This window comes from Sorangium sp. So ce296 (assembly GCF_051529605.1).
Lineage (GTDB): Bacteria > Myxococcota_A > Polyangia > Polyangiales > Polyangiaceae > Sorangium > Sorangium cellulosum_D.
Window position 1 is genome coordinate 7,829,529 of sequence record NZ_CP150325.1, and the last position, 24,308, is coordinate 7,853,836.

At 72.1% G+C, this 24,308-nt stretch carries 20 protein-coding genes; 13 read left to right on the forward strand and 7 right to left on the reverse strand.

Going from position 1 to position 24,308, the window contains the following annotated elements; genetic code table 11:
- Nucleotides 1-170: 170 nt before the first annotated feature.
- From WME98_RS28985 to WME98_RS28995, 3 genes are all read left to right on the forward strand, one after another.
- Nucleotides 171-2,219, forward strand: coding sequence for an arylsulfatase (locus WME98_RS28985; protein WP_437944975.1), 2,049 nt, complete (start codon nt 171-173; stop codon nt 2,217-2,219).
- A gap of 80 nt (nt 2,220-2,299) precedes the next feature.
- Complete coding sequence (locus WME98_RS28990; protein WP_437944976.1) at nt 2,300-4,582, forward strand: tetratricopeptide repeat protein; 2,283 nt, start codon at nt 2,300-2,302, stop codon at nt 4,580-4,582.
- Between the two features lie 90 nt (nt 4,583-4,672).
- On the forward strand, nt 4,673-5,305 hold the full coding sequence (locus WME98_RS28995; RefSeq protein WP_061623211.1) for a MarC family protein: 633 nt from the start codon (nt 4,673-4,675) through the stop codon (nt 5,303-5,305).
- Nucleotides 5,306-5,330: 25 nt separating this feature from the next.
- On the opposite strand, the gene WME98_RS29000 is transcribed toward WME98_RS28995, so the two are convergent.
- From WME98_RS29000 to WME98_RS29010, 3 genes are all read right to left on the reverse strand, one after another.
- Complete coding sequence (locus WME98_RS29000; protein ID WP_437944977.1) at nt 5,331-5,714, reverse strand: PAS domain-containing protein; 384 nt, start codon at nt 5,712-5,714, stop codon at nt 5,331-5,333.
- Nucleotides 5,715-5,891: 177 nt separating this feature from the next.
- The gene (locus tag WME98_RS29005; RefSeq protein WP_437944978.1) at nt 5,892-6,800 is read right to left on the reverse strand and encodes an NmrA family NAD(P)-binding protein; all 909 of its coding nucleotides are present in this window, start codon (nt 6,798-6,800) and stop codon (nt 5,892-5,894) included.
- Entirely contained in the window at nt 6,797-7,249 is a 453-nt protein-coding gene (locus WME98_RS29010) for a nuclear transport factor 2 family protein (RefSeq protein ID WP_061621213.1), read from the reverse strand. Before WME98_RS29010 ends, WME98_RS29005 begins: the two co-directional genes overlap by 4 nt.
- 135 nt (nt 7,250-7,384) lie before the next feature.
- On the opposite strand from WME98_RS29010, the gene WME98_RS29015 reads away from it, so the two are divergent.
- From WME98_RS29015 to WME98_RS29040, 6 genes are all read left to right on the forward strand, one after another.
- Nucleotides 7,385-8,323, forward strand: a complete 939-nt coding sequence (locus WME98_RS29015; RefSeq protein WP_437944979.1) for a helix-turn-helix domain-containing protein — start codon at nt 7,385-7,387, stop codon at nt 8,321-8,323.
- A 455-nt stretch (nt 8,324-8,778) separates the two neighbouring features.
- Entirely contained in the window at nt 8,779-9,963 is a 1,185-nt protein-coding gene (locus WME98_RS29020; RefSeq protein ID WP_437944980.1) for a leucine-rich repeat domain-containing protein, read from the forward strand.
- Between the two features lie 113 nt (nt 9,964-10,076).
- Nucleotides 10,077-11,762 carry a right-handed parallel beta-helix repeat-containing protein gene (locus WME98_RS29025; protein WP_437944981.1) on the forward strand — a complete coding sequence of 562 codons (1,686 nt, stop codon included), beginning with the start codon at nt 10,077-10,079 and terminating at the stop codon, nt 11,760-11,762.
- Nucleotides 11,763-12,090: 328 nt separating this feature from the next.
- Nucleotides 12,091-13,266 carry a CmlA/FloR family chloramphenicol efflux MFS transporter gene (gene cml / locus WME98_RS29030; RefSeq protein WP_437944982.1) on the forward strand — a complete coding sequence of 392 codons (1,176 nt, stop codon included), beginning with the start codon at nt 12,091-12,093 and terminating at the stop codon, nt 13,264-13,266.
- Nucleotides 13,267-13,537: 271 nt separating this feature from the next.
- On the forward strand, nt 13,538-14,458 hold the full coding sequence (locus WME98_RS29035) for an NAD(P)/FAD-dependent oxidoreductase (protein ID WP_437944983.1): 921 nt from the start codon (nt 13,538-13,540) through the stop codon (nt 14,456-14,458).
- Nucleotides 14,455-15,360: an NAD-dependent epimerase/dehydratase family protein gene (locus WME98_RS29040; protein ID WP_437944984.1), complete on the forward strand. Its 906-nt coding sequence runs from the start codon at nt 14,455-14,457 to the stop codon at nt 15,358-15,360. The genes WME98_RS29035 and WME98_RS29040 overlap by 4 nt, the downstream gene beginning before the upstream one ends.
- 89 nt (nt 15,361-15,449) lie before the next feature.
- Here WME98_RS29040 and WME98_RS29045 read toward each other — a convergent pair whose 3' ends face one another.
- On the reverse strand, nt 15,450-16,916 hold the full coding sequence (locus tag WME98_RS29045; RefSeq protein WP_437944985.1) for an endo-1,4-beta-xylanase: 1,467 nt from the start codon (nt 16,914-16,916) through the stop codon (nt 15,450-15,452).
- A 657-nt stretch (nt 16,917-17,573) separates the two neighbouring features.
- Here WME98_RS29045 and WME98_RS29050 point away from each other — a divergent pair.
- Together WME98_RS29050 and WME98_RS29055 are read left to right on the forward strand one after the other, a co-directional pair.
- Nucleotides 17,574-18,467, forward strand: coding sequence for a sigma-70 family RNA polymerase sigma factor (locus WME98_RS29050; RefSeq protein WP_437944986.1), 894 nt, complete (start codon nt 17,574-17,576; stop codon nt 18,465-18,467).
- Nucleotides 18,468-18,596: 129 nt separating this feature from the next.
- Nucleotides 18,597-19,304, forward strand: coding sequence for a flavodoxin family protein (locus WME98_RS29055; RefSeq protein ID WP_437944987.1), 708 nt, complete (start codon nt 18,597-18,599; stop codon nt 19,302-19,304).
- Here WME98_RS29055 and WME98_RS29060 read toward each other — a convergent pair.
- The gene (locus WME98_RS29060; RefSeq protein WP_437944988.1) at nt 19,270-20,736 is read right to left on the reverse strand and encodes a hypothetical protein; all 1,467 of its coding nucleotides are present in this window, start codon (nt 20,734-20,736) and stop codon (nt 19,270-19,272) included. The two genes, WME98_RS29055 and WME98_RS29060, sit on opposite strands and share 35 nt — an antisense overlap.
- Complete coding sequence (locus WME98_RS29065) at nt 20,733-21,074, reverse strand: hypothetical protein (protein WP_437944989.1); 342 nt, start codon at nt 21,072-21,074, stop codon at nt 20,733-20,735. Before WME98_RS29065 ends, WME98_RS29060 begins: the two co-directional genes overlap by 4 nt.
- A gap of 346 nt (nt 21,075-21,420) precedes the next feature.
- On the opposite strand from WME98_RS29065, the gene WME98_RS29070 reads away from it, so the two are divergent.
- Nucleotides 21,421-21,915, forward strand: coding sequence for a hypothetical protein (locus tag WME98_RS29070; RefSeq protein WP_437944990.1), 495 nt, complete (start codon nt 21,421-21,423; stop codon nt 21,913-21,915).
- 32 nt (nt 21,916-21,947) lie between these two features.
- On the forward strand, nt 21,948-22,463 hold the full coding sequence (locus tag WME98_RS29075; RefSeq protein WP_437944991.1) for a hypothetical protein: 516 nt from the start codon (nt 21,948-21,950) through the stop codon (nt 22,461-22,463).
- Between the two features lie 73 nt (nt 22,464-22,536).
- Here the strand turns inward: WME98_RS29075 and WME98_RS29080 are convergent, their stop codons facing one another.
- Nucleotides 22,537-24,180, reverse strand: coding sequence for a cell wall anchor protein (locus tag WME98_RS29080; protein WP_437944992.1), 1,644 nt, complete (start codon nt 24,178-24,180; stop codon nt 22,537-22,539).
- Between the last annotated feature and the right edge of the window lie 128 nt (nt 24,181-24,308).

Here is a 24,308-nt window from a genome sequence, read left to right on the forward strand (position 1 = left end):
GCCGAGCCACGCGGCTCATCACCGTCAGCGTCCGCCCTTCTCGTGGCGCGCCGGCCGAGCTTTCGCCGGCGCGCGGAGCGAAGCGTCCCTTCGGGACGACGGCGGGTGCTCGCTTCCGACGGCGATCGGCTCCGGCATGCGGCGCTTTCAGCACTCCTGAGGAGACAGGTATGAAGCGGTTCTTCGGACGTCATGGATGGATTGGTTCGGCGCTCGCGAGCGGGCCCTGGTTGCTCGCGATGCTGGTCGGCCCGATCGGCTGCGGGAGCGACGACGACGCGGGCAACGGCGGCAGCGCCAGTCAGGCCAGCAGCTCGAGCAGCGAATCGGGCGGCACCGGCAGCGCGACGGGCGGTGGGACGGGCGGCGGGACCGGCGGCGCGGGCGGCGGGACCGGCGGCGCGGGCGGCGGGACCGGCGGCGCGGGCGGCGGGACGGGCGGCGCGGGCGGCGGGACGGGCGGCGCGGGCGGCGGGACGGGCGGCGCGGGCGGCGGGACGGGCGGCGCGGGCGGCGGGACGGGCGGCGCCGGCGGCGGCGGCAGCTCGGGTGAAGCTGGCGCGGCGGGCGAAGGCGGCGGCGCCGCCGCGGGCTCGGGCGGCGCGGGCGGCGGGACGGGCGGCGCCGGCGGCGGCGGCACGGGCGCCGAGCTGCCCAACATCGTCACCATCGTCGCCGACGACCTGGGCTTCTCGGACCTCGGCGCGTTCGGCGGCGAGATCAGCACCCCGAACCTCGATACGCTCGCCGCCGAAGGCCGCATCCTCACCGGGCACCGCTCCGGATCGCTGTGCGCGCCGACCCGCGCGATGCTGGTCTCCGGCACCGACAGCCACTCGGTCGGGCTCGGTCGCATGGGCGGCGGCACCGGCCCGCAAGCAGGGCAGCCCGGCTACGAGGGCTACCTGACCGACAACGCGCTGTCCGTCGCCGAGATCCTGAAAGACGCCGGTTATCACACGTACATCGCCGGCAAGTGGCACCTCGGCGACGACGAGGACCAGAGCCCGCCGGTGCGCGGCTTCGAGAGATCGTACGTCCTGCTCGGCGGCGTGGCGGCGTTCTTCAACGAGTACGCCGACCCGCCGACGACCGCGCAGACTCGGCTCTATCGCGAGGACGGCGTGTACACGCAGCCGCCGCGCGGCTTCTACGCGACCGAGCTCTACACGGACAAGCTCATCCAGTACATCGAGAGCAACCGCGCCGACGGCAAGCCGTTCTTCGCGTTCGCGACGTACACCGCGCCGCACTGGCCGCTCCAGGCTCCGCCCGAGTACATCGACAGGTACCGCGGCCGCTACGACGCGGGCTACGACGCCATCCGCGAGCAGCGCCTCGCGCGGCTCAAGAGCCGCGGCATCATCCCCGAATCGTTCACGCCGAACCCGCGCTTGCCGAGCGACGGCACGAACCCGAAGACGTGGGAGCAGCTGACGCCGGAGGAGAGGATCTACGAGGCGCGGCGCATGGAGATCTACGCCGCCATGGTCGAGAACCTCGACGCCAACATCGGCAGGTTGATCCAGTACCTCAAGCGCGTCGGCGAGTACGAGAACACCTTCATCTTCTTCCAGTCCGACAACGGCGCGGAAGGCGGCAATCGCGAGGGCTTCGCCGCGAACGACCCGAGCCGCTCCGGAGAGGTGGTGAACACGCTCGAGAACCTGGGTCGACCGGGCTCGTACATCGGCGTCGGACCCCGCTGGGCCGAGGTGAGCGCCACGCCGTTCCGGCTGTGGAAGAGCTACACGACCGAGGGCGGCGTCGCCGTTCCGGCCATCGCACGCCTGCCGGGACAGCACCACGCCAAACCGCAGTTCGACGGGACCACGCACGTGGTCGATTTCCTGCCGACCGTGCTCGATCTGGCCGGCGTGCCCAATCCGGGGAGCACCTACAAGGGCAGGGACGTCGAGCCGATCAGCGGGCACTCGATCCTGCCGGTGCTCGACGATCGGGCGACCGCCGTGCGCGCGCCAGGTGAGACGTTGATCTGGGAGCACGGCAATCACCGCTACGTGATCCGCGACAACTGGAAGCTCTTGTGGCTCGGCGCGCCCTACGGCCCGACGCCGCGCGCCTGGACGCTGTACGATCTGGCCACCGACCGCGGCGAGATCAACGACGTGTCCGCGGCGCATCCCGAGCTGGCGGCCGAGCTCGCCGCCGCATGGACGCAGTACGCCACCGAACGCGGCGTCATCCTCACCGAGTAACCGCGCACCGCGCCGCGCGCGAGACCCGGGCGCCCCTGCGCGACCCGGGTCTCGCGGCGGCGCTTGCCTCCGCCCCGCCCATGGCTCATCCCCGTCCCGTTCGCTGGTGGCCCATCGCCGCCCTGACCCTGGCGCTCGCCGGGATCGTGGTCTTTCGCGCGCCCACGCGCGCATCCTCGCTCACGCCAGCCGACGCCTCCACGGCGAGCGCTCCGGGCGCGAGGCCCGGGGCGGCGCACGGCGACGCCGCGGAGGCCTCGCCGGCCTCGTCGGCTCCCGCGCAGCCGGAGCGCGCGGCGGCCGGCTTCGTCGGCAGCGACCGCTGCGCGCCCTGCCACGCCGGAGAGCACGCCGCGTGGCGGGGCTCGCAGCACGCGCGGGCCATGCAGCACGCGAGCGCCGCCACCGTGCTCGGGGACTTCGAGGGGGCGCGCCTGCGTTACGCCGGGCAAGTCCACCGCTTCGATCGCCAGGACGGCAAATACTGGGTCACCACCGACGGCCCCGATGGCCAGCTGCACCGTTACGAGGTGCTGTACACCTTCGGCGTCGAGCCGCTCCAGCAGTACCTCGTCGCCGGCCCGGGCGGACGCCTGCAGGCGCTGCCGTTCGCGTGGGACGCGCGCCCCCGCGCGCGCGGCGGGCAACGCTGGTACCACCTGCACGAGCGCGACGGCGTGCGCGCGGGCGACGTGCTGCACTGGACCGCCGCCAGCCAGAACTGGAACCACATGTGCGCCGAGTGCCACTCGACGCACGTCACGAAAGGGTACGACGCGGCCGCGGACCGCTTCGCCACCACCTGGTCCGAGATCAGCGTCGGGTGCGAAGGCTGCCACGGCGGCGGCGCGCGCCACCTCGCCTGGGCCGAGGCGCGGACGCCGGACCCCGCGAAGGGCCTCGACGTGCGCTTCGACGAGCGCCAGAACGCCACGTGGACGCGGCTCCCCAGCGGCACCGCGCGGCGCGACAAGGGCCCATCGAGCGGCACCGAGAGCGCCACGTGCGCGCTCTGCCACAGCCGCCGCGAGAGCCTCTCGCAGCCGTTCGGGCACGGCGCCCCGCTGCTCGACAGCGCCGCGCTCGAGCTGCTGACCGCCCCCTTCACCACGCCCGACGGCGTGATGAGCGACGAGGTCTTCACCTACGGATCGTTCCAGCAGAGCAAGATGGCGAACGCCGGCGTGACGTGCAGCGATTGCCACGAGCCGCACGCCGGCCGCCTGCGCGCCGAGGGCAACGCCGTGTGCGCGTCCTGCCACGATCCGGCGCGCTTCGATGTCCCCGAGCACCACCACCACCGCGCCGCGGACGCCGCCGCCGCGCCCGGCGCGCCCGCCGCCCCGCGCTGCGTCGATTGCCACATGCCGGCGCGCACGTACATGGGCGTCGACGTCCGTCACGATCACGGCTTCCGCGTGCCTCGGCCGGATCTCTCGGTCTCCCTCGGGCTCCCGAATCCATGCACCGACTGCCACGCGCAGAAGCCCGCGAGCTGGTCCGCCGACGCGGTGCGATCCTGGCTCGGCCGCCCGGCGCAGGGCTACCAGGGGTACGCCGAGGTCTTCGCGCGCGCGCGCGCGGCGCCCGGCGACCCGGCCGTCGCCGCCGAGCTCCAGCGGCTCGCGGAAGACCGCGCCACGCCCGCCATCGCGCGCGCCACCGCGCTCGCCTCGCTGCGCGCCGCCCCGACGGCCGCGTCGCTCGCCGTCCTCCGCGCCGCGCTCGCCGATCCCGACCCGCTGCTCCGGCGCGCCGCGCTCGGCGCGCTGGAGGGCTACGACCCTCGCCGCATCGCGGCCGTCGCCGCGCCGCTCCTCGCCGATCCGGTGCGCGGCGTGCGCGTCGAAGCCGCGCGCGTGCTCGCGGGCGTCGACCTCGGCGCCTTGCCCGGGCCCGCCGCGCAGCAGCTGGACGGAGCGCTGCGCGAGTACATCGCCACGCAGACCCTCCACGCCGATCGCGCCGAGGCCCAGAACAACCTGGGGCTCGTCTTCTCCCGGACCGGCAAGCCGCGCGACGCCGAGCAGGCCTACCTCGCCGCGCTCCGCATCGAGCCTGGCTACGTCCCCACCTACGTGAATCTCGCCGACCTCTATCGCGAGCTCGGCCGCGACGCGGACGGCGTCGCGCTGCTCCGGCGCGGCATCGCCCGCCTCCCCGAGCAGGCCGAGCTGCTCCACGCGCTGGGCCTCGCCCTGGTCCGGCAAGGCCGCCGAGACGAGGCGCTCGAGCCGCTGAAGCGCGCCGCCGAGCTCGCGCCCGAGCAGGCTCGCTTCCAGACCGTCTACCAGGCCGCGCTGACCGCCTTGCGGCCCTCCGGCCCGGCGCCTCACGCCCGGCCCCCGCTCGGGCGGCCGTGAGCTCTCCGTCGCTCGCCCGCGCCGCTAGCGCGGCCGTCGGCGATGTGGGAGAGCGTCGGGCCCGCGGGATCCGCGACGCGTCCGGTGAGCATGGCCAATTACGTCTCGGTCTTCCTCGTGTCGCTGTCGGCGATCTTCTTCGTCGTGGATCCCATCGGCATCGTGCCGCTGTTCCTGACGATGACCGCCGGCGATCCCCCGGAGAAGGTGCGGCGCACGGCGCGGCGCGCGTGCGCCGTCGCCGGCGGGCTCATGCTCTTCTTCGCGCTCTTCGGCGGCGTCATCTTCAAGGTCTTCGGCGTCTCGCTGGCCGCGTTCCGCGTCGCGGGCGGCCTCCTGCTGCTCATCACGGCGCTCGACATGCTGCGCGCCCGCGCCTCGGCGACGCGCACCACCCCGTCCGAGCAGCAGGAGGGCATCGAGAAGGAGGACGTGGCGCTCGTGCCGCTCGCCATGCCGCTCCTGGCCGGACCGGGCGCCATCGCCACGGTGCTGGTGCTGATGGCGCGCGGCGGCGACGACCCCGTGGCCATGGCGCTGGTGCTCGCCAGCGTGGCCATCACCTTCGCGGCCTCCTACCTCGTGCTGCGCGGCGCCGGGCTCGTGCAGCGGGCGCTCAAGGCGTCCGGCGTGGCCGTGCTCGAGCGCGTCATGGGCCTCATCCTCGCCGCCATCGCCGTGCAGTTCATGGCCGACGGCGTGAAGGAGCTCTGGCGCGGGTGACGGCCGCGCGGCGCGGCGCCGCGGATCACGTCGAGGGCTCCCCCGTGGAGCGGGGGCCCCGGGCCAGCTCGCCCTTCCGCTGCGCGTAGGCGGCCTCCGAGATGCAGGTCGTGAAGCAGCGCGTGTGGACGAACCGCCCGTCGCGCCGGAAGGCGTTGGAGTTGATCAGCACGTGCTTCACGCTGCCGTCCTTGGCGCGCAGGCGGGCCGGATAGGAGAGCAGCCGGCCGGCCCCGGCGAGGGCGGCCAGGATGTGGTCGATCGCGTCCCTGTCGACATGGAACTCCGCGAACCGCCGACCGATGTACTCGTGAGGCGCGTAGCCGAGGAGCTCGAGCTCGAGCTTGTTCGCCCACAGGATCTTCCCGCCCGCGTCGATCAGGTGGACGCCCAAGGAGGCGTTGTCCAAGAAATCTTGCCAGTCCTCGAAACGGCTCGCTGCATGCATGATCCAGCGGGGCAGTCTGCCAGTCACAGCACGGTCGACAAGGGGATCGGCAGGTGGGCGAGCGGTGGAGTCCGCGCCGCGGGCGCGGTCGGCCGAGCCGGGGCGCGCGCTCCGCGGCTCGGCCCGGCCGGCGGGCGGCTACGCGGCCGGGGCGTCGCGGGGCGCGGCGGGCGCCCCGCGGAAGACGTGCGCGTGGGCGCGCGCGAGGTCGCGGAAGGCGCGCGGCGCGCGGCCGGTCACGCGCCGCACCGTGTCGGTGACGCGGTCCTCGGCCCCGTCGCGGATGGCGAGGTCGAGCCGCGCGAGGAACGCGGCGTACGGCGCGGGCATCCCCGCGTTCACGAGGTGCGCGCGGGCGGCGTCCTCGTCGGCGCGGACGTGGCGTATCGGCCGGCCGGCGACCTCGGACAGGACGGCCGCCACGTCGTCGTGGCTGAGCGCCTCCGGACCGGTGATGACGTGCGCGGCGTCGTGGGGCGCCTCGTCGAGCAGCGCGCGCGCGGCGACCTCCGCGATGTCCTCGGCGTCGACGAAGCCGACGCGGCCGTCGCCGGCCGCGGTCGTGATCTCGCCGGGCCCGACGATCCCGGCCCAGCGCGCGTGGCGCGGATCGACGAAGTTCTGCATGAACCACGACGGCTGGAGCACGGTCCACTCCGGCGCGCGCTCGCGGAGCGCGCGGTGGACGACGCCGAGGCCGGCGCTCCCCTCCGGCACGACCGACGCGCTGAGCAGCACGAGGCGGCGCACGCCGCCCGCGAGCGCGCGCTCGACGAAGGGCAGCATGAGCGTCGAGGGGTCCTCGACCAGCGCGGGCGCCAGGAGGTAGGCGCGATCGACGCCGCGGAGCGCCTCCTCGTGCGTCGCCGGGTCGGCCCAGTCGAAGCGCGCGTGCTCCACGCCATCGCGGCCGGCGGGCGCCGTCCGGCTCGCGACGCGGACGCGCGCGCCGGCGGCCTCGAGCCGCGCGGCGAGCGCCCGCCCGGTGGTGCCCGTCCCGCCGATGACGAGGACGCGCGGCCCGCCGCGCCCTGCGCGCGCGCTCACGACGCCCCCTCGCGGGGCGCGGCGAGCTCGCCGAACGCCTCGGCGACGGGCGCCGGGTTCCAGTACTCGCGGTACCGCACGACCTTGCCGTCGCGCGTGGCGACGACCATCACGTAGTCCTGCTCATAGCGCTTGCCCGACGGCAGGATGATCGCCGAGCCGTGCACCTCGGCGAGCGCGACGTCCGGATCGGTCGTCGGATACCGCCGCACGTCCCGGAGCGACAGGTCGCGAAAGCGCTCGATGGTGCCCTGGAAGTAGCGCCGGATGGCCTCTTTGCCCTCGAATCGGCCGGGCACGCCGAGCGCGGTCGCGTACGGGAACTCCACGGTGGCGTCGTCGGCGAAGAGGGCGAGCCATCCCTCGATGTCGCGGACGATGAGGTCGAGGAGGGCGTCGAGCGCCTGCGCGGCGTCGAGCGGGCGAGGATGCGGCAGAGGGTGAGTCATACAAGGCCCTTTCGTGATGGGTGACGGGGAGAACGTAGCCAGGCGGCGATTGCCGCGCGTCCGGCTCTCCGATCCGCGCGTCCACGGACGGCGCCTCTGGCGGGGCCCCGCGCATGCGGTACAGTCGAAGGCGCCATGTCTGCCGCTTTCGACGAGCTGGCCCGGAGCGTCGCCCTCCGCGAGGCCGAGGTGATGCGCTTCGCGCTCGGCGATCGCTGGGGCAAGCGGCAGCCGGCGCGGCGCGCGTCCGCCCGGGTCTACGCGGCGGAGCGCGGCGGCGGGTGGATCGATGTCGCGCGGCGGCGGCTCGCGTTCGGCGCGGGAGAGCTCGTGTTCCTGCCGCGGGCCGACGCGCACGCCATCCGCGATCGGCCGACGACCTCGCTCGAGCAGCCGGAGGCCCTCTGCCGCGGGATGCACGCCGTGGCCGACGGCGCCCTGGCGACGGAGGCCCCGCCGGAGGCGCACCTCGTCATCGTCGACCTGCACCTCGACGCGGCGGGCGCCCCGTGGATCGCGCTGCTGCCGCCGGCCGTGCACGTCACGGGCGCGACGCCGGGCCTCGCGCGCTGGCTGGGCGAGACGCTCGCGCTGCTCGCGGGCGCGCGGGACCTGTCGCCGGCGCTGCGCCGGTCGATCGGCGAGACGTGGGCGCACGCGCTGTTCGCGAGCGCGCTGCGCGACCCCGGGGCGTCGCTGCCGCGGGCCGAGGCGCTCCGGGACGAGCCGGTCGTGGCCGCGCTCGCGCGGGTGCGCGCCTCGCCCGAGCGCGCGTGGGAGCTCGGGGAGCTCGCGCGGCAGGCCGGGCTCTCGCGCTCGGCGTTCGCGGCGCGCGCGACGGCGCTGCTCGGCGAGCCGCTCGGCCACCACGTGCGCCGGCTGCGCCTCCAGCGCGCCGCGGTGCTGCTCGGCGAGACGACGCTCCCCGTGAAGCTCATCGCCGCCCGCGTCGGCTACGACAGCGAGCCCGCGTTCGCGCGGGCCTTCGCGCGGGCCCACGGCGTGAGCCCCATCGCCTACCGGCAGGCGAGGCGGCGAGAGGACGGCGCGCCCGAGATCCGTCGCGCGGGGTGACGGGCGCGGGAGCGCCGGAGCGCGGCGCGGCGGGCCTCGCGCCGGCGCGGCTCCGGACACACCCCACCCCGCGCAGGCGGCGGCAGGGGCGCGGCGGCACGCTGGCACGCTGGCACGCTGGCACGCTGGCACATGCGTCCGCGCGGGTGACCGCGAGCGCTCGCGGACCCAGGCGCTCCGCGGGGCCCATCGCTCCTCCGGGCCGGAGCGACGCGCAGGCATGGGCAGTGCTCAAAATTGAACATGAAGGCGGGGAGGCGGGAAGAAAAGATCGATGATCTTCCTGCCTTCCCGCCTTCATGTGAACTCTCTCCCGGCACATTTGAGCACTACCCGGGCATGGCTGGCATCTCTCGTGCTTTGAGAGGCGCGCTTCCTTCCCATGCAGCTTGCTTGCCGATCCCCGTGCTCGACGGGGCGGCGCTCCGTCTGACTTTATTTCAGTACGAGGGGATATGTACAATCTAGACAGCGTCGGCCGATGGTTGGGTATCGCGCTCCTGACCGGAGCGGCGAGCGCCGGGTGCGGGTGGATCGCCGTTGATCCGGTGCCGGGCGCGACCGGTACGGGTGATCCTGCTGGCGTCACGACGGGCGAGGGCGCTGGCGGGTCAACGGACCCTGTGGAGGAGCCTGGGACGGGCGGCAGCGGCGGTGGCGGTGCCGGCGGCACGGGTGGCGCTGGCGGCGAGGGCGCTGGCGCCGGCGGCACGGGTGGCGGCGGCGGCGCTGGCGGCACGGGCGCGGGCGGCGCGGGCGCGGGCGGCGCGGGCGGCGGCGGCGGCGCTGGCGGCACGGGCGCTGGCGGCGCGGGCGGCGGCGAAGCGTGCGCCGGACCGCTCGCGTTCGCCGATGCGGCGCTCGAGGCAGCCGTGCGCGAGGCCGTGGGCATGCCGGACGGTCCGCTCCTCCCGGCCGACGTCGCGTCGCTCGACTTCATCGACGCCAGGTACCGCGATATCCAGTCGCTCTCCGGCCTCGACTGCATCAGCTCGCTCATCGCGCTGGACCTCACCGGGAACCTCGTGACCGACGTCACGCCGCTGTCCTCGCTCACGGAGCTGAGCTACCTCGAGCTCGGGTCCAACCAGATCTCGGACATCGCGCCGCTGTCCTCGCTCCTCCAGCTCGAGCACCTGGGTTTGTCGAACAACGCGATCTCGGACGTGACCGTCGTCGGCGCGATGACCGAGCTGCTCACCTTGCGGCTGATCGCGAATCCGATCGGCGATCTCGGCCCGCTCGGCTCGCTGGTCAACCTCACTCAGCTGTACCTCGGCGGCGCCCCGCTCCCGACGCTGGCGCCGCTGGCTGGTCTGGAGGCGCTCCACGTCCTCGTGGCGAACGAGGCGGGGATCAGCGACATCTCGGCCCTGTCGACCATGACGAACCTGCGCCAGGTGATGCTCACCTCGAACCGCATCTCCGATCTGTCTCCGCTCTCGAGCCTTCCTCACCTGTTCTACATCACGCTCTGGAGCAACTCGGTGTCCGACCTGTCGCCCCTCGTCGCCAACCCGAGCATCGGCGCAGGGGTCTCCCTGAACGTGGGCGGCAACCCGATCGACTGCGTCGCTCAGGCGAGCAACATCGCCGAGCTCAGGGCGCGTGGAACGAACCTCGGCTCGACCTGTCTCTGACGCCGCCCCCGGCGAGGCGCAGCTTCCTCGTCGGGCGACGCTGACCCGAAATTAGAAGCCTGCGCCGGAGGGACCGCGCTCCGCGGCGCGGCCTTGAGTGTATTCTCCATCGTATGAGGCAAAGCGCGAGGATAGGGGCCCTGCTCGTCGCCATGGCGGCGTGCGGCGGCGAGGAGGCGATGTCCGCGGCCGGCGCCGGAGGCGCCTCGGCGGGCGCGGGCAGCGCCGGCGGGGCCGCCGGGCCCGGCGGGGCGAGCGGCGCCGGGGCCGGCGGCGAGTCGCCGGGGGTCCCGTCCTACGGCCGCTTCGGCGAGCCCAGGACCACCTTCACGCTGCCGGCGCCGGCCCCGAACGAGGGCGAGCGCCCCGCGATCGCGGTCCCCGACCTGGCCGACGCGTTCCCGGAGGTCGACTGGAGCGCGCTCGATCGGCTCTACATCCCGGCCGGCGAGTACCGGAGCATCCTGCTCGGCGGCCTGCCCGAGCGCAGCGCCGAGCGCCCGCTCGTCATCACGAACCTCGGCGGCCAGGTCAAGGTCGGCGGCGACGCTGCCAATCACCTGTTCGTGCTGAAGGGCGGAAAGGGCTGGATCCTGACCGGCCGCCACGATCCCGTCTCGAAGACCGGCGACGCGGGGTTCCGCGGGCACGCCGAGGGCGGCTTCGCCCACAGCCAGGGGACGTACGGCATCTTCGTCGACGACGCGTTCAGCAAGGAGGGCCTGTCCGGGCTGGCCATCGGCGGCGGCGCGTCGGATTTCGAGCTGGAGGTCATCGAGGTCGCGCGCGTCGAGTTCGCCGGGGTCATCGCCAAGACCGACGACGACGGGCAGGCCACGATGCGCAACGTGAAGGTCCACGACCTCTACGTGCACGACGTCGGGTCCGAGGGCATCTATTTCGGCAGCACGCAGGCGCAGCCGCAGCACGCGTTCGAGCGCCTCGAGGTGTACGACAACCGGCTCCTCCGCACCGGCACCGAGGCGCTGCAGGTCGGCCAGCTCGGGTCCGACTGCGAGATCCACCACAACGTCCTCGGACCCGGGGCGGTCCGGTGGCGGTCGGCGTTCGACCATTACCAGGACGGCAACGTGCAGTTCGGCCAGCGTTACGGCAGCTCGACCTTCCACCACAACATCGTGATCGGGACGGGCGACCTCTTCGTCGAGCTGTTCCCGACCCGCGTGGACCAGGACCCGCGCTCGCCCGGAGACACGATCTCGTTCACGGACAACTACTTCGCCGACACCTCGCTCAGCGGCGTGTACACGCACGCGGTGGACACCGGGGCCACGATACGGTTCGAGCGCAACGTGTTCCTGGGGTTCCACTTCAACTACGGCGAGGTGTACCCCGACACGGAGGAGCCGGTGCAGGTCTTCGGCGTGGGGAGCAACGCGCCCAATCCGCACATCCTCCGGGACAACCGGGTGGACGGGCCCTATCCGTTCATCAAGTGGCTCTTCGACAGCGTGACGGCCGAGGACAACCCCACGGTCGCGGTGCCCCGGGCGCGCTTCCGCGACTTCATGGCGGGCGCCATCGACGAGGACTACCGCCGCCTGGAGTGGTGGACCGACCGCGCGACGCTCAGCCCCGACGAGCGCGCCGTTGTGTACCCGAAGGGCGCCTACGTCCTCCACCAGGGCGCGCTCTACGAGGCGCTCGAGGAGAGCCAGGGCAAGCAGCCCGACCAGCACCCCGACGCGTGGCGCGCGCTCCCGCCCCCCGCGGACGACGTCCGCCTGAGCGCCGACTCGCCGCACCAGGGCCTCGGCGTCCGCTGGCCTCCCCCCTGAGGCGAGCGCGGGTCATCGCCGCATGGCCGCCGAGAGCGGCCGGTGGCGAGCTCGCGCGATCCCTCGACGAGCCGCTCGAACACCGCTATTCTCTCGTCGCCTGCGTCGAAGGCAGGTCCGAGGTGTAAGGATGGATACAGCCCAGTCAGACGAGTGAGCCGCAGCAACCCCTGAATTCGTTGCTGCGGCTATCTGCTCTCGATCGTCCGACGAGCGCCGTCCTTGAGGCAGATCGCCGCCGAATGTCCACCATTTGCGCGGGTGTATCGTCGTGCCTCGAAATCGTTCAACACATTGGAATCTCTCGCTGTCCGCAGCGCTGCTGCTGATGGCCCCGTTCGACCTCCTGGCCTCGCTGGCCATGGATGTCTATCTGCCGGTGGTGCCGAGCATGCCAGGCATCCTCGGCACGTCGCCGTCGGTCGTTCAGCTGACGTTGAGCCTCTACATGGTCGTCCTGGGCGCCGGACAGCTCGTGTTCGGGCCCATCTCGGACCGGGTGGGCCGGCGGCCGGTCCTGCTCGGCGGCGCCGTCCTGTTCGCCGCCGCGTCGTACCTGCTCGCGGGCGCCGGGTCCGCCGCGGCGTTCGTCGCCCTCCGCGTCCTCCAGGCGCTGGGCGCGGCCGCGGCGCTCGTCGCGACCTTCGCGACGGTGCGCGACGTCTACGCGGAGCGCGCCGAGGGGGCGGTGATCTACAGCCTGTTCGGTTCGATGCTGGCGTTCGTGCCCGCGCTCGGGCCCGTGATCGGCGCGCTGCTCGCGGACCACCTCGGCTGGCGGGCGATCTTCGTCGCGCTCGGCGCCGCCGCCACCGCGGCTGCGCTGAACGCGGCGCCGAGGTGGCGCGAGACCCGGCCCCTGCACGCGTCGAGGCCGCGCGCCGCGTTCGGCGAGATCCTGACGGACGCCTCGTTCTGGACCTACACGCTCGGCTTCAGCGCGGCCATGGGCGCGTTCTTCGTCTTCTTCTCGACGGCGTCGCGCGTCCTGATCGATCGGGCAGGCTTCTCGCAGCTCGCCTTCAGCCTCCTGTTTGCCACCGTCGCGCTCGTCATGATCGCCACGACCCGGTTCGCGAAGCGGTTCGTGGCGCGGTGGGGGAGGGCCGGGAGCCTCGTCCGCGGGATGGGGATGCTGCTCCTGGGAGCCGCGCTGCTGGCCGTCGGGCAGGGGATCGCCGCCCCGTCGTTCTGGACCTTCGTCCCGCCCATGTGGATCATCGCGATCGGCATCGTCTTCGCGAATTCGGTGGCGGCCAACGGCGCGCTCCAGCGCTTCGGTCACGTCGCGGGCACCGCGACCGCGCTCTACTACTGCATCGAGAGCCTCGTCGTGGGGATCGTCGGAACGACGCTGGTCGTCCTGCTGCCTGGGGACACGGCGTGGCCGCTCTCGGCCTATTGCACGCTCATGGCCGTGGTCGTGCTGGGCCTTGTCCGGCGCGTGGAGAGGTCCCCGGCGACCGCCGTCTCGCCGGATCCGGCGCGCGCTCGCGAGACGTAAGGTGCTTCGCCAGCGGGAGGAGGAGCCTCTCCTCCTCCCGCTCCAGCGGGACCCCATCGAAAACCTCGTCAATCGGACCGAAAGCCCCGCCCTTCAGGGGCTCGGCGCGCCGAGCTACGACGGGGACATGGCGAGCGAGACCGACGACCCGCGGCTCACGCGACGCGCGTGGCTTCGGGCGAGCGCGGCGCTCGGCACCGCCCTGGCCGTCCCGGGCTGCGCATCGGGTTGCGGCGCTTCGCGACCATCATCCTCTGCGAGGAAAGCCAACATGTCATACGACGTCGTCATCGTGGGAGGCGGCCCCGCCGGGCTCTCCGCCGCGCTGGCCCTCGGCCGCGCGCGCAAGCGTGTCCTGCTCTGCGATGCGGGGGCTCGCAGGAACGCCGCCGCGGAGCACATCCACAACTTCGTCACGCGCGATGGGACGCCGCCGGACGAGTTCCGGGCGATCGGCCGCCGAGAGCTCGCGGCGTACCCGAGCGTGGAGGCGCGCGATCTCCGGATAGAGGCCATCGCGGGAGCGCGAGGCGCATTCCAGATCGCCTCGGCGGCGGGCGCCGTCGAGGCCCGCCGGGTCCTCCTCTGCACCGGGCTGATCGACGAGCCGCTCCCCATCGAGGGGTTCCGCGAGCTGTGGGGTCGTTCGATCCTTCAATGCCCCTACTGCCACGGATGGGAGGTCCAGGACCGGAGGTGGGGCTACCTGGCGCGAGGGGTACAGTCGCTCCATTTCCCGCTCCTCTTGCGCGGATGGACGCGAGACGTCGTGGTCTTCACGAGCGGAGCGTTCGACGTCCCGGCGGACACCCGCGCCCGCCTCGGCGCCGCGGGGATCCGCGTGGAGGCGCGGCCCGTCGCGCGCCTCGTGGCGCGCGAGGATCGGCTGGAGAGCGTCGAGCTCTCGGACGGCGCGACGATCCCCTGCGAGGTGCTGTTCGCCCATCCCCCGCAACGCCAGGTGGGCCTGATCCGGGCGCTGGGCGTGGCCCTCGACGACGATGGCTTCGTGCAGGTCGACCCGGTGAGCCGCGAGACGTCCGTACCCGGTGTGTATGCGGGCGGGGATCTCGTCTCACGAATGCAGGGGGCGGTCCTCGCGGCAGCGTCCGGGATGCAGGCCGCGGCGATGCTCAACCACGAGCTCACGGCGGAGCTGGCGACCAGCGGCGGGTCCGGAGGACCGGAATGAAGATCTTCCTCACGGGAGCAACGGGGTACATCGGCGGCTCTGTTGCCAAGCACCTCACCGAGCAGGGACACTCGGTTCGAGGCTTGATCCGGCGCCGCGAGCTGGCGGCATCGCTCGAGGCGCAGGGCATCGGCGCGGTGCTCGGCGACTTGAGCGACCATGGGCTGCTCGAGGCCGAGGCGCGCCGAGCGGACGCCGTGATCAACGCCGCAGACAGCCTCCGCGGCGACGTGGTGACGGCGCTTCTGCGCGGACTGGAAGGTTCTGGTAAGGCGCTGATCCACAGCAGCGGGATCGGCCTCGTGTCGGAGGACGCGTGCGGCGACGTCGTCAGCGAGCGAATCTCCAGCGATGACGAGCCGATCGTCGAGGGGGGGCATCCCATGCAGAAGGCCTTGCGTGAGGTGGAGGTCCAGGTCCTCCATGCAGCACGGGTGGGCGTGCGCGGCATCGTCCTGTCCAACGCGATGGTCTACGGCATCGGCCTCGGCCTGCGCGCGGAGAGCGTCCAGATCCCGATGCTCGTCAGGGCGGCCCGCGAGGTCGGCGCGGTGTGCGTCGTTGGCAGGGGCGTCAATCGATGGTCGAACGTGCACGTACGCGACATGTCGTCGCTCTATGCGCTGGCGCTCCGCGGTGCTCCCGCCGGCGCGTTCTACTTCGTCGAGGCCGGCGAAGCCTCGTTCGAGGAGATCGCAGCGGCCATCGCCGCGCGCTTGCGTCTCAGTCCGATCCGGAACTGCAGCCTCCAGCAAGCGACGGCCCTGTGGGGCGAGATCCCGGCGCGTTACCTCTTGGGCTCGAACAGTCGTGTTCGGGCCGTTCGCGCCCGTCGTGAGCTCGGATGGGCTCCGCAATGCCCGTCGCTCCTGGCGTGGATCTCGGCCGAGCTGGCGGCGTAGGCCTCCCGCGCCGCGCGAAGCGCTGGGGCTCCGAGAGCCGCGCCGCCGAGCCACGGATCACCGGGCTCGGCGGCCGGGGCGGCGGCTCGTCAGCGGCCGAGGAAGCTCATGAGCCAGCTCATGGCCGGCCGCATGGTGCCGTTCGAGTGCTGGATGCCCGTGTTGTCCCGCCAGGTGGCGCCGACGATGTAACCCCACAGCGTGATGCCCTTCACGGAGGGGTGGTTCCAGAACATCGTGAACTGCTCCTCCATCACCCTCTTCTGCTGGTTGTCGTCCGCGATGCCGATGTCGTACTCGGTGATGTACACGGGCTTGCCCAGCGAGGCGAGCTTGTCGATGTACCCCTTCACGGTGTTCGTGTTGATCTTGTAGGCGTCGTGGGCCTGCGCGCCGAGCGCGTCGACGGGGGCGCCCGCGTTGATCACCGCCCGCGCGATCCGCATGAAGTTCTGGTGATCGTTCTCGTACTCGATGTTGTTGTAGTCGTTGAGGATCAGGACCGCGCCCGGGCAGAACTCGCGGGCCCACTTGAACGAGTTGACGATCCAGTCGTAGCCGCTGGCGCCGTCGCCGCCGATGCCGTTCTTGTAGGAAGGCGTGGTGTGGGGCGGCGGCTCGTTGACGACGTCGATGTACTTCGTGTCGGGGTATCGCGCGCAGAACGACCGCATCCAGTCCCTCACGGCCGCCTGCTGATCCGAGCCGGACAGGCCCCCGAGCCAGCTGGGTTGCTGGGCACCCCACACGAACACGTGGTGCTTGAAGATGATCTTGTTGTCCTTCGCGTACTTGTAGATCGCGTCGAGCCTGCTCCAGTCGCGGACGCCGCGCGACCGCTCGACCTCGCCCCACTTGCCCTCGTTCTCGGGCGTGATCTGGTTCCAGTAGTTCGCGAAGCCGTTGCGCACGGAGCCGCTCGTCGTGATGTTGCCCACGAACTTCCCGGTGGTGCCGCCGCCGGAGCCGCCGGAGCCGCCCGAGCCGCCCGAGCCGCCCGAGCCGCCGGCGCCACCCGAGCCGCCGGCGCCGCCGGAGCCGCCCGCGCCGCTGCTCGACGAGGAGCTCGACGAGGAGCTCGAGCTGCTGCTCGACGAGCTGCTCGACGACGAGGTGGTCGTGCCGGTGCCCGTGCCCCCGTTGCCGTTGACCGAGACGATCGTCGGCATCCCGGTGCCGTTCGCGCAAAACCCGAACGACGTCGACTGGCCCGCGCCCAGCGCCCCGTTGTAGCTCTCGTTGGTGACGGTCAGCTGCCCGCCCGAAGCCGAGGAGCGCCCGTTCCACAGGTTGGCCAACGTCGAGCCGTTGAGCCCGACGACCAGGCCCCAGGAGGTGGACCGGCCGGTGCTCGTGTTCGTCACCGTCACGCTCGCGCAGTAGCCGCTGCCCCACTGCGACTGGAGCGCGAGATCCGCCTTCATCGTGTTGTCCGCGCTGCTCGCGGCGGACTCGTACGCCTCGCTGTCCTCCAGGTCAGCTGGCTCGACGGCGCAGGCGAGCAGGCCGCACGCGAAGGAGAGGGACACAGGGCCAAGCAAGCGATCGATACGCATCAAGGTTCTCCATGATCCGGACGGATGGGTCTCAGGCTTCTGTTCAAGATGGACAAGTAAACCAGAAGCGCCTGCGAGCCCCGCCGCCCATGGGCCGGGGCAGCATGATTCCCGGCCAAAGCTTGTTCACCACGACCGCGTGCACCCATTTGCACGGGTCGTATGCCCGGTCACACCGTGGCTGTCGAGGTGAGTCTTGCGCGGACATGCCCGGTGCGAGATGGGCCCGAGCATGTCATGAGAATAAAGCACGCAAGCGCGCGCCGGAGTCAAGCGCCTTTCAACGATTTGTCGTACAGCCATGTTGCAGTCACGTGTGTTTTGGTGGAAGGAGCGCCAATCGCCACGTGCAGCCGATTTTGCCGTACAGCCATGTTGCATTGACGGGCTCTCGACGGAACGAGGAGCACGCCGTCCGCCCTCCCGGAAAAGCGATGATGGCTCGAGCATCCAATCGTCCGCGCGGAGGACGCCCATTGTGCGCTCGGACGCGCCGAGGGCTCCCGCGCGGCGGGGGGAGCGCGCGAACGACGGGTGTGATCTCCACGGCTCGTCGCCTCGTGATGGGCTCCCGACATCCCCTCGCGACGACAGCCCTCGACGTTGCGCCGTCCTCTCACGAGGTGTATGACGAGCCGCGACGACGAAAGGTGACCGATGATCAGTCAAGCCGAGCTGGCCGAGCAGCTCGACCGGGCCCGCAGCCACCTGCGGGCGGTCGCGTTCCGCATGCTCGGCTCGGTGGACGAGGCGGAGGACGCGGTGCAGGAGGTCTGGCTGCGAGCCAGCCGCGCCGACGCCGGCGCCGTCGCCAACGTGACGGGGTGGCTGACCACGATCCTCGGCCGCGTCTGCCTCGACATGCTGCGCGCGCGCCGGCGCCGGCGCGAGGAGCTCAACGAGATCGGCGAGCTGGATCAGGGGGTCGACCGCGAGGGGCCCTCCGGCCCCGAGGACGAGGCGGCGCTGGCCGACGCCGTCGGGCTCGCGTTGCTCGTGGTCCTCGACACGCTCGGGCCCGCCGAGCGCGTCGCCTTCGTGCTCCATGACCTGTTCGCCGTGCCGTTCGACGAGATCGCCGCGATCGTCGACCGGTCGCCGGCCGCCGCGAAGAAGCTGGCGAGCCGCGCCCGCCATCGCGTGCGCGGCGGGGCCGCCGCGCCCGCCGCCGAGCTCGCCAGGCAGCGGGAGGTCGTGGAGGCCTTCCTCGCCGCCTCGCGCACCGGCGATCTGGGCGCGCTGCTCGCGGTGCTGGCCCCGGACGTCGTCCGGCGCGCCGATCGCGCCGCGCTGCGGGGAGGCGCGGAGGCCGAGGTGCGCGGCGCCCGGCGCGTCGCCGAGGAGACGGCCACCAACGCCGGTCGGGCGCGCTTCGCCCGGCCCGCCCTCGTGAACGGCGCCGTCGGCGTCGTCGTCGCCCCGCGCGGGCGGCTGCAGCTCGTCCTCGCGGTCGCCATCGAGGGCGACCGCATCGCCGCGATCGACGCGATCGGCGACCCGGCCCGCCTCCGCCAGCTCCGGCTCGCGGTCGTCGACGCCGCGCCGCCCTGACGGGCCGAGCAGGCGGGGCGGCTAGCGGGCGCGCGCCCGTGCCGGTCACCTTTCCTCGCCGCGCGTCGTCAGAGCGGTGACGCGCCGGACGCGCCCGCGACCGGCGGCGATAGCCAAGGAGGAAGTACGTTGAGTGTGCACACGGTGCAGCGCAGGGCGCAGCAGGGCGCGCGGCCGGCGGCGAGCGAAGAAGCGCCCTCGCCGGGGGTCCGCGTCGCGGTCGTCTACCACAGCGGCCACGGCCACACCGGGCGGCAGGCCGAGGCCGTCCGAGCAGGCGTGCAGCAGGTGGAGGGCGCCGAGGCCCTGCTGCTGACCGTCGAGGAAGCGCAGGCGCGCTGGGGCGATCTCGCCTCCGCCGACGCGATCGTCTTCGGCGCGCCGACCTACATGGCGAGCGCCTCGGCGGCGTTCAAGGCCTTCCAGGAGGCGAGCTCCCGCGCGGTCATGGCCAGGGGCTTCGGCTGGAGAGACAAAGTCGCGGCCGGCTTCACCAACTCGGGTTCCCGCTCCGGCGACAAGCTGGCGACGTTGATCCAGATCGCCCTCTTCGCCGCCCAGCACGGCATGCACTGGGTCAACCTCGGCCTGCCGCCCGCGAACAACTCCACGAAGGGATCGGAGGAAGACCTGAATCGACTCGGCTTCTGGCTCGGCGCCGGCGCGCAGTCGAACGTCGACCAGGGCCCCGACGTCGCCCCGCCGGAGGCGGATCTGCGCACGGCCGAGCACCTCGGCCGCCGTGTCGCCGAGGTCGCGCGTCAGCTCGTGTGCGGCCGCGTCGTCCTCGGGGGTGGCGGCGTCAGAGGCTGCCGCCCGCCAGCACGAAGGGGATGACCCACGTGTCGCCCGCGCCGAAGCTCGGCGAGGACCCCGTGTCGCCGTCGATGGCGTAGACGTATTCGAACCCAGCGCCCAGCCGCAGCGCGATGGGTCGATCCGTCGGCGCCACGAACAGGGTGCCGTAAAAATGGGCCAGCTTCGTCGCGCCCAGGCCGTCGAGGCGCGCGCGCGCCTCGACGCCCGGCTGCACATCCCAGGAGACCGAGGCCTGAGGCACGTAGACGACGGCAGCGTCGATGAACGCCGTGAGCTCGACGGAGTCGTCGGACTCGAGCATCAGCGCCTTGGCGCATTGCTTCCCGGTGACGGCCGTGTCCGAGCTCGTCAGCGTCTTGCAGCGATCGAACTCCTTGGCCTTGTACCCGTCGCCGACCGTGGCGCCCACGCGAACGGGGATGGCCATGGACGTCGTGGGGTAAAATCGGCCGACGAGGTTCGGGGTGAACTCCCACTTGCTCTTTGCCACCGCCTCCGCGGCGACGTCGCTCTCGTAGACGTCCTGCCGGTCGAACGAGCCGGCGAGCTCGAGGCCGAACGAGAACCGCATGTCCATCGGGACCCTGCGAGAAAAGACGCCCTCGGGCGCGTGCGGAGCGAGCTCCGGGTACGCGCTCGACACCTGGCGCGCGAGCTCCGGCTTGCCGCGCACCCATTGCCAGAACTCGTCGGACGGGCACTCCTGGAATTTCTCTGTCGCCTTCATGTACCGGCGGCAGAGGTCGGCGCGGTCCGCGTTGCCTTCCCAGAGAATGTCCGCCGCTTCCTTCGCCGCCTCGTCCTGGGCTACCCATTTCCAGAAATCGACGGTCGGGCACGGCGAGCTCGGTTTTCCAGGCTGGTTCTGGTACAGCGTGCAGGCTTTCCACTGCGCCTGAGTGTTCCGATCGGTGTTCACGAACTCCTGGAGGTTCTCCCTCATGGAGTTGTGCTCCAGGGAGAGCTTGAGCTGGAATGGCGACGGCCGCCCCCGGGCGTCGAGCAGCGGTGCACGCCGTGTCTCCTCGTCGAGCGGTACGGTGAGCTCTCCTGCGAGCGTGAAGCGCCCTTGGTCCAGAGGACCCGAAGCGCCCACGATGGCCTTCTTGTCCTTCTCGGCGAGCTTGAGCGCGAAGCCGTTCCAGGGGGCCCTGCCGGAGAAGAGCTCCTTCGGGTCCGTGGACGCCGGGGTCAGCTTGCCCGCGGCGACTTCGAGCGTCTTGCTGGCGGCGTCCAGCTTGTCCGCTGCCTTCTGGAGCGCGGCCGCTGCCGCATCCATCGGCGCCGGACCTGGCGCGGGGGCCACTGGCAGCGCGGCCACGGGCTGCGGCGCGGCCACGGGCTGCGGCGGCTGCGCGACCTGTGGCTGCGGCGGCTGCTCCTGCGCGGACGAGAGACCCGCGACGCAGAGGACCTGTAAGCCCAAGGCGAGGCGGAACGAGAGATTCATGTCTTGTCCTTCAGCATGAGGAAGCGCGCCTCGGGGAACTTCTGCACGACGTCCTCCCCCTCGAACAGGATGGCTCCCTCCGGGCCGTCTCTCCGGACCTCTACCGTGAACTTCACGCCGGGCCGAGCGTGGAATGCGGCCACCACAACGAGCCGGTCCACCTTCCTCGGCGACGCGAACTCGATCCCGCCGGTCCATGTGAGCTTGTCTTGCTTCAGGTCGAACTTCTCGTTGTTCTGCGCCTGGTTGTCCGAGTTCAGATCGACAGCGGCGAAGACCTCCGGCGGCGGAAACCCCATGTGCTTCGCGAGGACGAATTTGAAGTGCAGCTTCGGCATGGAACGCTCCTCTTCACGCGGCCGCCCTCCGGGGCGGCGCTCGCGGCGACGACCGTTCCAGCGTTCCAACATCTGTGCCACGGGGCTTTCACCCCGTTTCTGCCTCGCGACCGTGTCCATTCCGGTGTACGCGATGTCCAGAAAACTGGACGCCGCTCCAGCCGCGCGCCCAAGCCGAAGCGCCTTCGGCGCAGCCGACGCACGGCGGAGCTCGAGCGACAGGAGGCTCCGCCCGCCGGACCACGACGCTGAAACGAGGCGGAGCGCGAGGGCGCGGCAGGAAAGATCGCGGCGGGGCCTCGAGCCCGGGCCCCGCGCGGCGCCGGAAAGGGGTAGGATGCCGTCCATGAACCGCGTTTCCAAGATGATGACGGCGGCGGCGCTCGCCCTCGCGGCGGCCGCGGGCGGCTACGGGCTCCTGAGCTCGCGCGGGTCCGACGCGAAGACGCTGGTCGGCCGCCTCTGGATCGAGCGGATCCCGAGGGACGACACGGACCAGATCGAGCTCATGGTGATGCTCGCCGACGAGCCGATCGGCATCTTCCGGCGCACGTCCCAGTTCGAGGGCTCGTATGCCCTGTTCCGTTACGAGCTGCGCGGTAGCGACAAGCTGCAGCTGCTCTTCCCGCAGAACAAGTCGAAGCACGAGGTCGCCTTCGACGCGCGGCCGTGCGACGCGAAGGGCTTCGACTACTGCCTCGATCTGAGCGGCGCCCCGCGGGGCGCGGCGAAGTACTACAGCCGGAAGGACTGGGAGATCGACGCGAGCGACCCGGCGGCGCTGGAGGGCGCGCTCCGGGAGCTCGTCGACGAGCTGCGCGCGTCTCCGCCGGAGCCGTGACGGCACCCCGCCCGCTCACGCGAAGAGAAGAGATGTCCACCCCGCATCCGCTGGCGGCATTCTCGTTCTACCTGTCCGGCCGGCACCAGGTCCTGCTGTCGATCTCCAAGGAGATCCTCGAGGGCCTCGACGCGTGCGCCTCCAGCGAGGGTGCCTTTCCCCATGAGGCGAGGGCGCGCGCCTCGGATCTCATGTGGCTGTGGACGCTGGGCGCCTACGAGGTGGTCAGGACGATGTGTCAGGCGAGCCGGTGCTTCTCGGAGCGCTTCGCCAGAGCGATATCGCACCTGAAGGCCGATCTCGAGCGGGTCCGGGTGCCGAACACGAAGCTGGAGCGGATCAAGTACAACCGCCGGGACAGGCCCATCCCCGTGAGCTCGGATCGCGGTCCGGACATCTGGGACGACGCCAGCAAGGATCTCCTGGTGGGAGATCCCGCAGACGCCGTCTCGTGCCGCATGCTGCTCCGGAGCTACGAGAGCGTCATGTCCTCCTTGACCGTGGACGACGTGAAGATGTCCCACGAGGACTCGTTCGGAAGAACGTAGAACCGCCCCGCGGCTTCGCGCGGTCCGCGGGCCCATCGACCGCGGCTGGTCGACGGGCGCGTCGACGCGGAGCCTACTGGCGCGCCACGCGCTTGAGCGGGTATGGCGCGGCTTCCCGTTCGGTCATCGTGAAATACCCCGAGCCGTCCGCCTCGTACTCGATCGACTCGCCCTGACCCTCGACCGTGTCCGTGAGCGCGACGGGCGGCGCCGCGAAGGCCGCCTCGAAGCCCGCGCCGGCCGGCGCTCGGTACTCGTAGACCGCCCGGTAGGTGCGCAGCAGAAACCGGTCGGCGCACGGGTGGATCGTCCCGGCGGTGACCGACCGGAAGTTCTCGTCCGGGCCGAGGGGCATCTGGAGGTCGGCCACGTGAATCAGCGTGGACAGGGTGCCAGGCGCCGGTAGCGGGCTCGGGAACTTGTACACCTTGCTGAGCCCGGTCGTGCCCTCCTTCGTGACGACGTAGATGTCCCCCGTCGTCGGGTGCACCATCAGCGCCTCGGCGTTCTGCGGCGTGTCCGGGTACTGGAAGGGGAACCGATCGCCGGACACCGTGCCGCTCGTCTCCCCCGCGGCGAGGTTCGGCTCCTTCATGCGGACCACGGCGAAGGTCGTCGGGTAGGGCGGCGGGCGTCCGCTGAGGCGGCCGATGTCCCCCATGAAGATGCAGCTCCCCGCCGGGCACGGACCGGTCGCGATGTCCTCCCAGTCCCAGGGGAGCACGCCGGCAACGTAGCTCCCCACGACCGCCGCGTTCGTCTTCTGGATGGCGACGAAATTCGCGTTGTTCTCGCTGTGCGCGTACAGGATGCCGGGGTTGACGCGGCTCGCGGCGAGCCCGGAGATCTCCACGATGGCCGTCGAGGTCAGGCTCCCGACCGTCGTGTAGGTGCTCGCGAACGGTTCGCCCGCGGAGCAGCTCGGAGCGCCGGCGGGCCTCAGCGCGACGACCTGCGCGGTGTTCGTGTTGGCGAAGGGAGAGGCGCCGCTCCACGCCGGCTGCGAGCCCGCAGCGCCGAGCTGCTTGTACGCCGCGTCGAACAGGAGACCCGTCGACGACGAGAGCAGGCACGTGTCGAGCGGCTCGGTGAAGCCCGACGGCGGCACGATCGGGCTCGCCGGGCAGGACGAGCCCGTCCAGACCTGCGTGCCGAACCAGACCGCGACGCCGTTCGCCGCCGTGGTGGTGACCGGGGGCGCGGCCAGGGTCGCGGAGTTGCCGTTCTTCTGGCCGCTCGCCGCGTCGATCGGGCTCGCGGAATCGGCGCCGCTGAACGCCACGATGCTGCCCGCCAGGTAGGCCGAGACGTCGAAGCCGAAGGAGTAGCTCGCGGGCTCGGCGCCGCTCGCCACCTTCCAGAGGACCCACGACTTGAGGGCGGACGCGCTCTGATCCGAGCGGAGGAGCGTCCATCCCGCCGGCGGAGCGATCACCGCGCCCACCTGGTTCCGGATGGCGATGCGCGCGAGCAGGACGTCGCCTTGCGCGACGCCCGCCGGCTTCGCGAGGGTCAACGCGGTCAGGCTCTTCCCGGTCGCCGTCGAGCTGGAGCGGAAGGTCACCGTCGAGAGCGGCTGATCGGCCGCGCCTGTTTCATCGGCGCCGTCACCGTCGAAGTCCGTGTCCTGGTGATCGACGGAGATGCAGCCAGCCCATCCGAGCAGCGAAATCGAGGCGACGAGAAGAGCTCTGGCGCTGAGATTCCTCGAGATCAATGTTGTTTCCTTTCGGGTAAGCAAGTTTTTTAGGAGGCGGAACTAAACCACAAAAAGCATGCGATGCAACCCGGCCCCACGACGTCCGGCGTCCAGCCGCGGCCGGCCGGCGCCGCCGCGCGGGGGGC

Coding starts and splice junctions, on each gene's coding strand:
- WME98_RS29065 (WP_437944989.1), bottom strand. CDS start 21,074: ATGCCGAAGCTGCACTTCAAATTCGTCCTCGCGAAGCACATGGGGTTT.
- WME98_RS29025 (WP_437944981.1), top strand. CDS start 10,077: ATGAGGCAAAGCGCGAGGATAGGGGCCCTGCTCGTCGCCATGGCGGCG.
- WME98_RS29045 (WP_437944985.1), bottom strand. CDS start 16,916: ATGCGTATCGATCGCTTGCTTGGCCCTGTGTCCCTCTCCTTCGCGTGC.
- WME98_RS29020 (WP_437944980.1), top strand. CDS start 8,779: ATGTACAATCTAGACAGCGTCGGCCGATGGTTGGGTATCGCGCTCCTG.
- WME98_RS28990 (WP_437944976.1), top strand. CDS start 2,300: ATGGCTCATCCCCGTCCCGTTCGCTGGTGGCCCATCGCCGCCCTGACC.
- WME98_RS29040 (WP_437944984.1), top strand. CDS start 14,455: ATGAAGATCTTCCTCACGGGAGCAACGGGGTACATCGGCGGCTCTGTT.
- WME98_RS29050 (WP_437944986.1), top strand. CDS start 17,574: ATGATCAGTCAAGCCGAGCTGGCCGAGCAGCTCGACCGGGCCCGCAGC.
- WME98_RS28985 (WP_437944975.1), top strand. CDS start 171: ATGAAGCGGTTCTTCGGACGTCATGGATGGATTGGTTCGGCGCTCGCG.
- WME98_RS29075 (WP_437944991.1), top strand. CDS start 21,948: ATGTCCACCCCGCATCCGCTGGCGGCATTCTCGTTCTACCTGTCCGGC.
- WME98_RS29035 (WP_437944983.1), top strand. CDS start 13,538: ATGTCATACGACGTCGTCATCGTGGGAGGCGGCCCCGCCGGGCTCTCC.
- WME98_RS29010 (WP_061621213.1), bottom strand. CDS start 7,249: ATGACTCACCCTCTGCCGCATCCTCGCCCGCTCGACGCCGCGCAGGCG.
- WME98_RS29070 (WP_437944990.1), top strand. CDS start 21,421: ATGAACCGCGTTTCCAAGATGATGACGGCGGCGGCGCTCGCCCTCGCG.
- WME98_RS29060 (WP_437944988.1), bottom strand. CDS start 20,736: ATGAATCTCTCGTTCCGCCTCGCCTTGGGCTTACAGGTCCTCTGCGTC.
- WME98_RS29015 (WP_437944979.1), top strand. CDS start 7,385: ATGTCTGCCGCTTTCGACGAGCTGGCCCGGAGCGTCGCCCTCCGCGAG.
- WME98_RS28995 (WP_061623211.1), top strand. CDS start 4,673: ATGGCCAATTACGTCTCGGTCTTCCTCGTGTCGCTGTCGGCGATCTTC.
- cml (WP_437944982.1), top strand. CDS start 12,091: ATGGCCCCGTTCGACCTCCTGGCCTCGCTGGCCATGGATGTCTATCTG.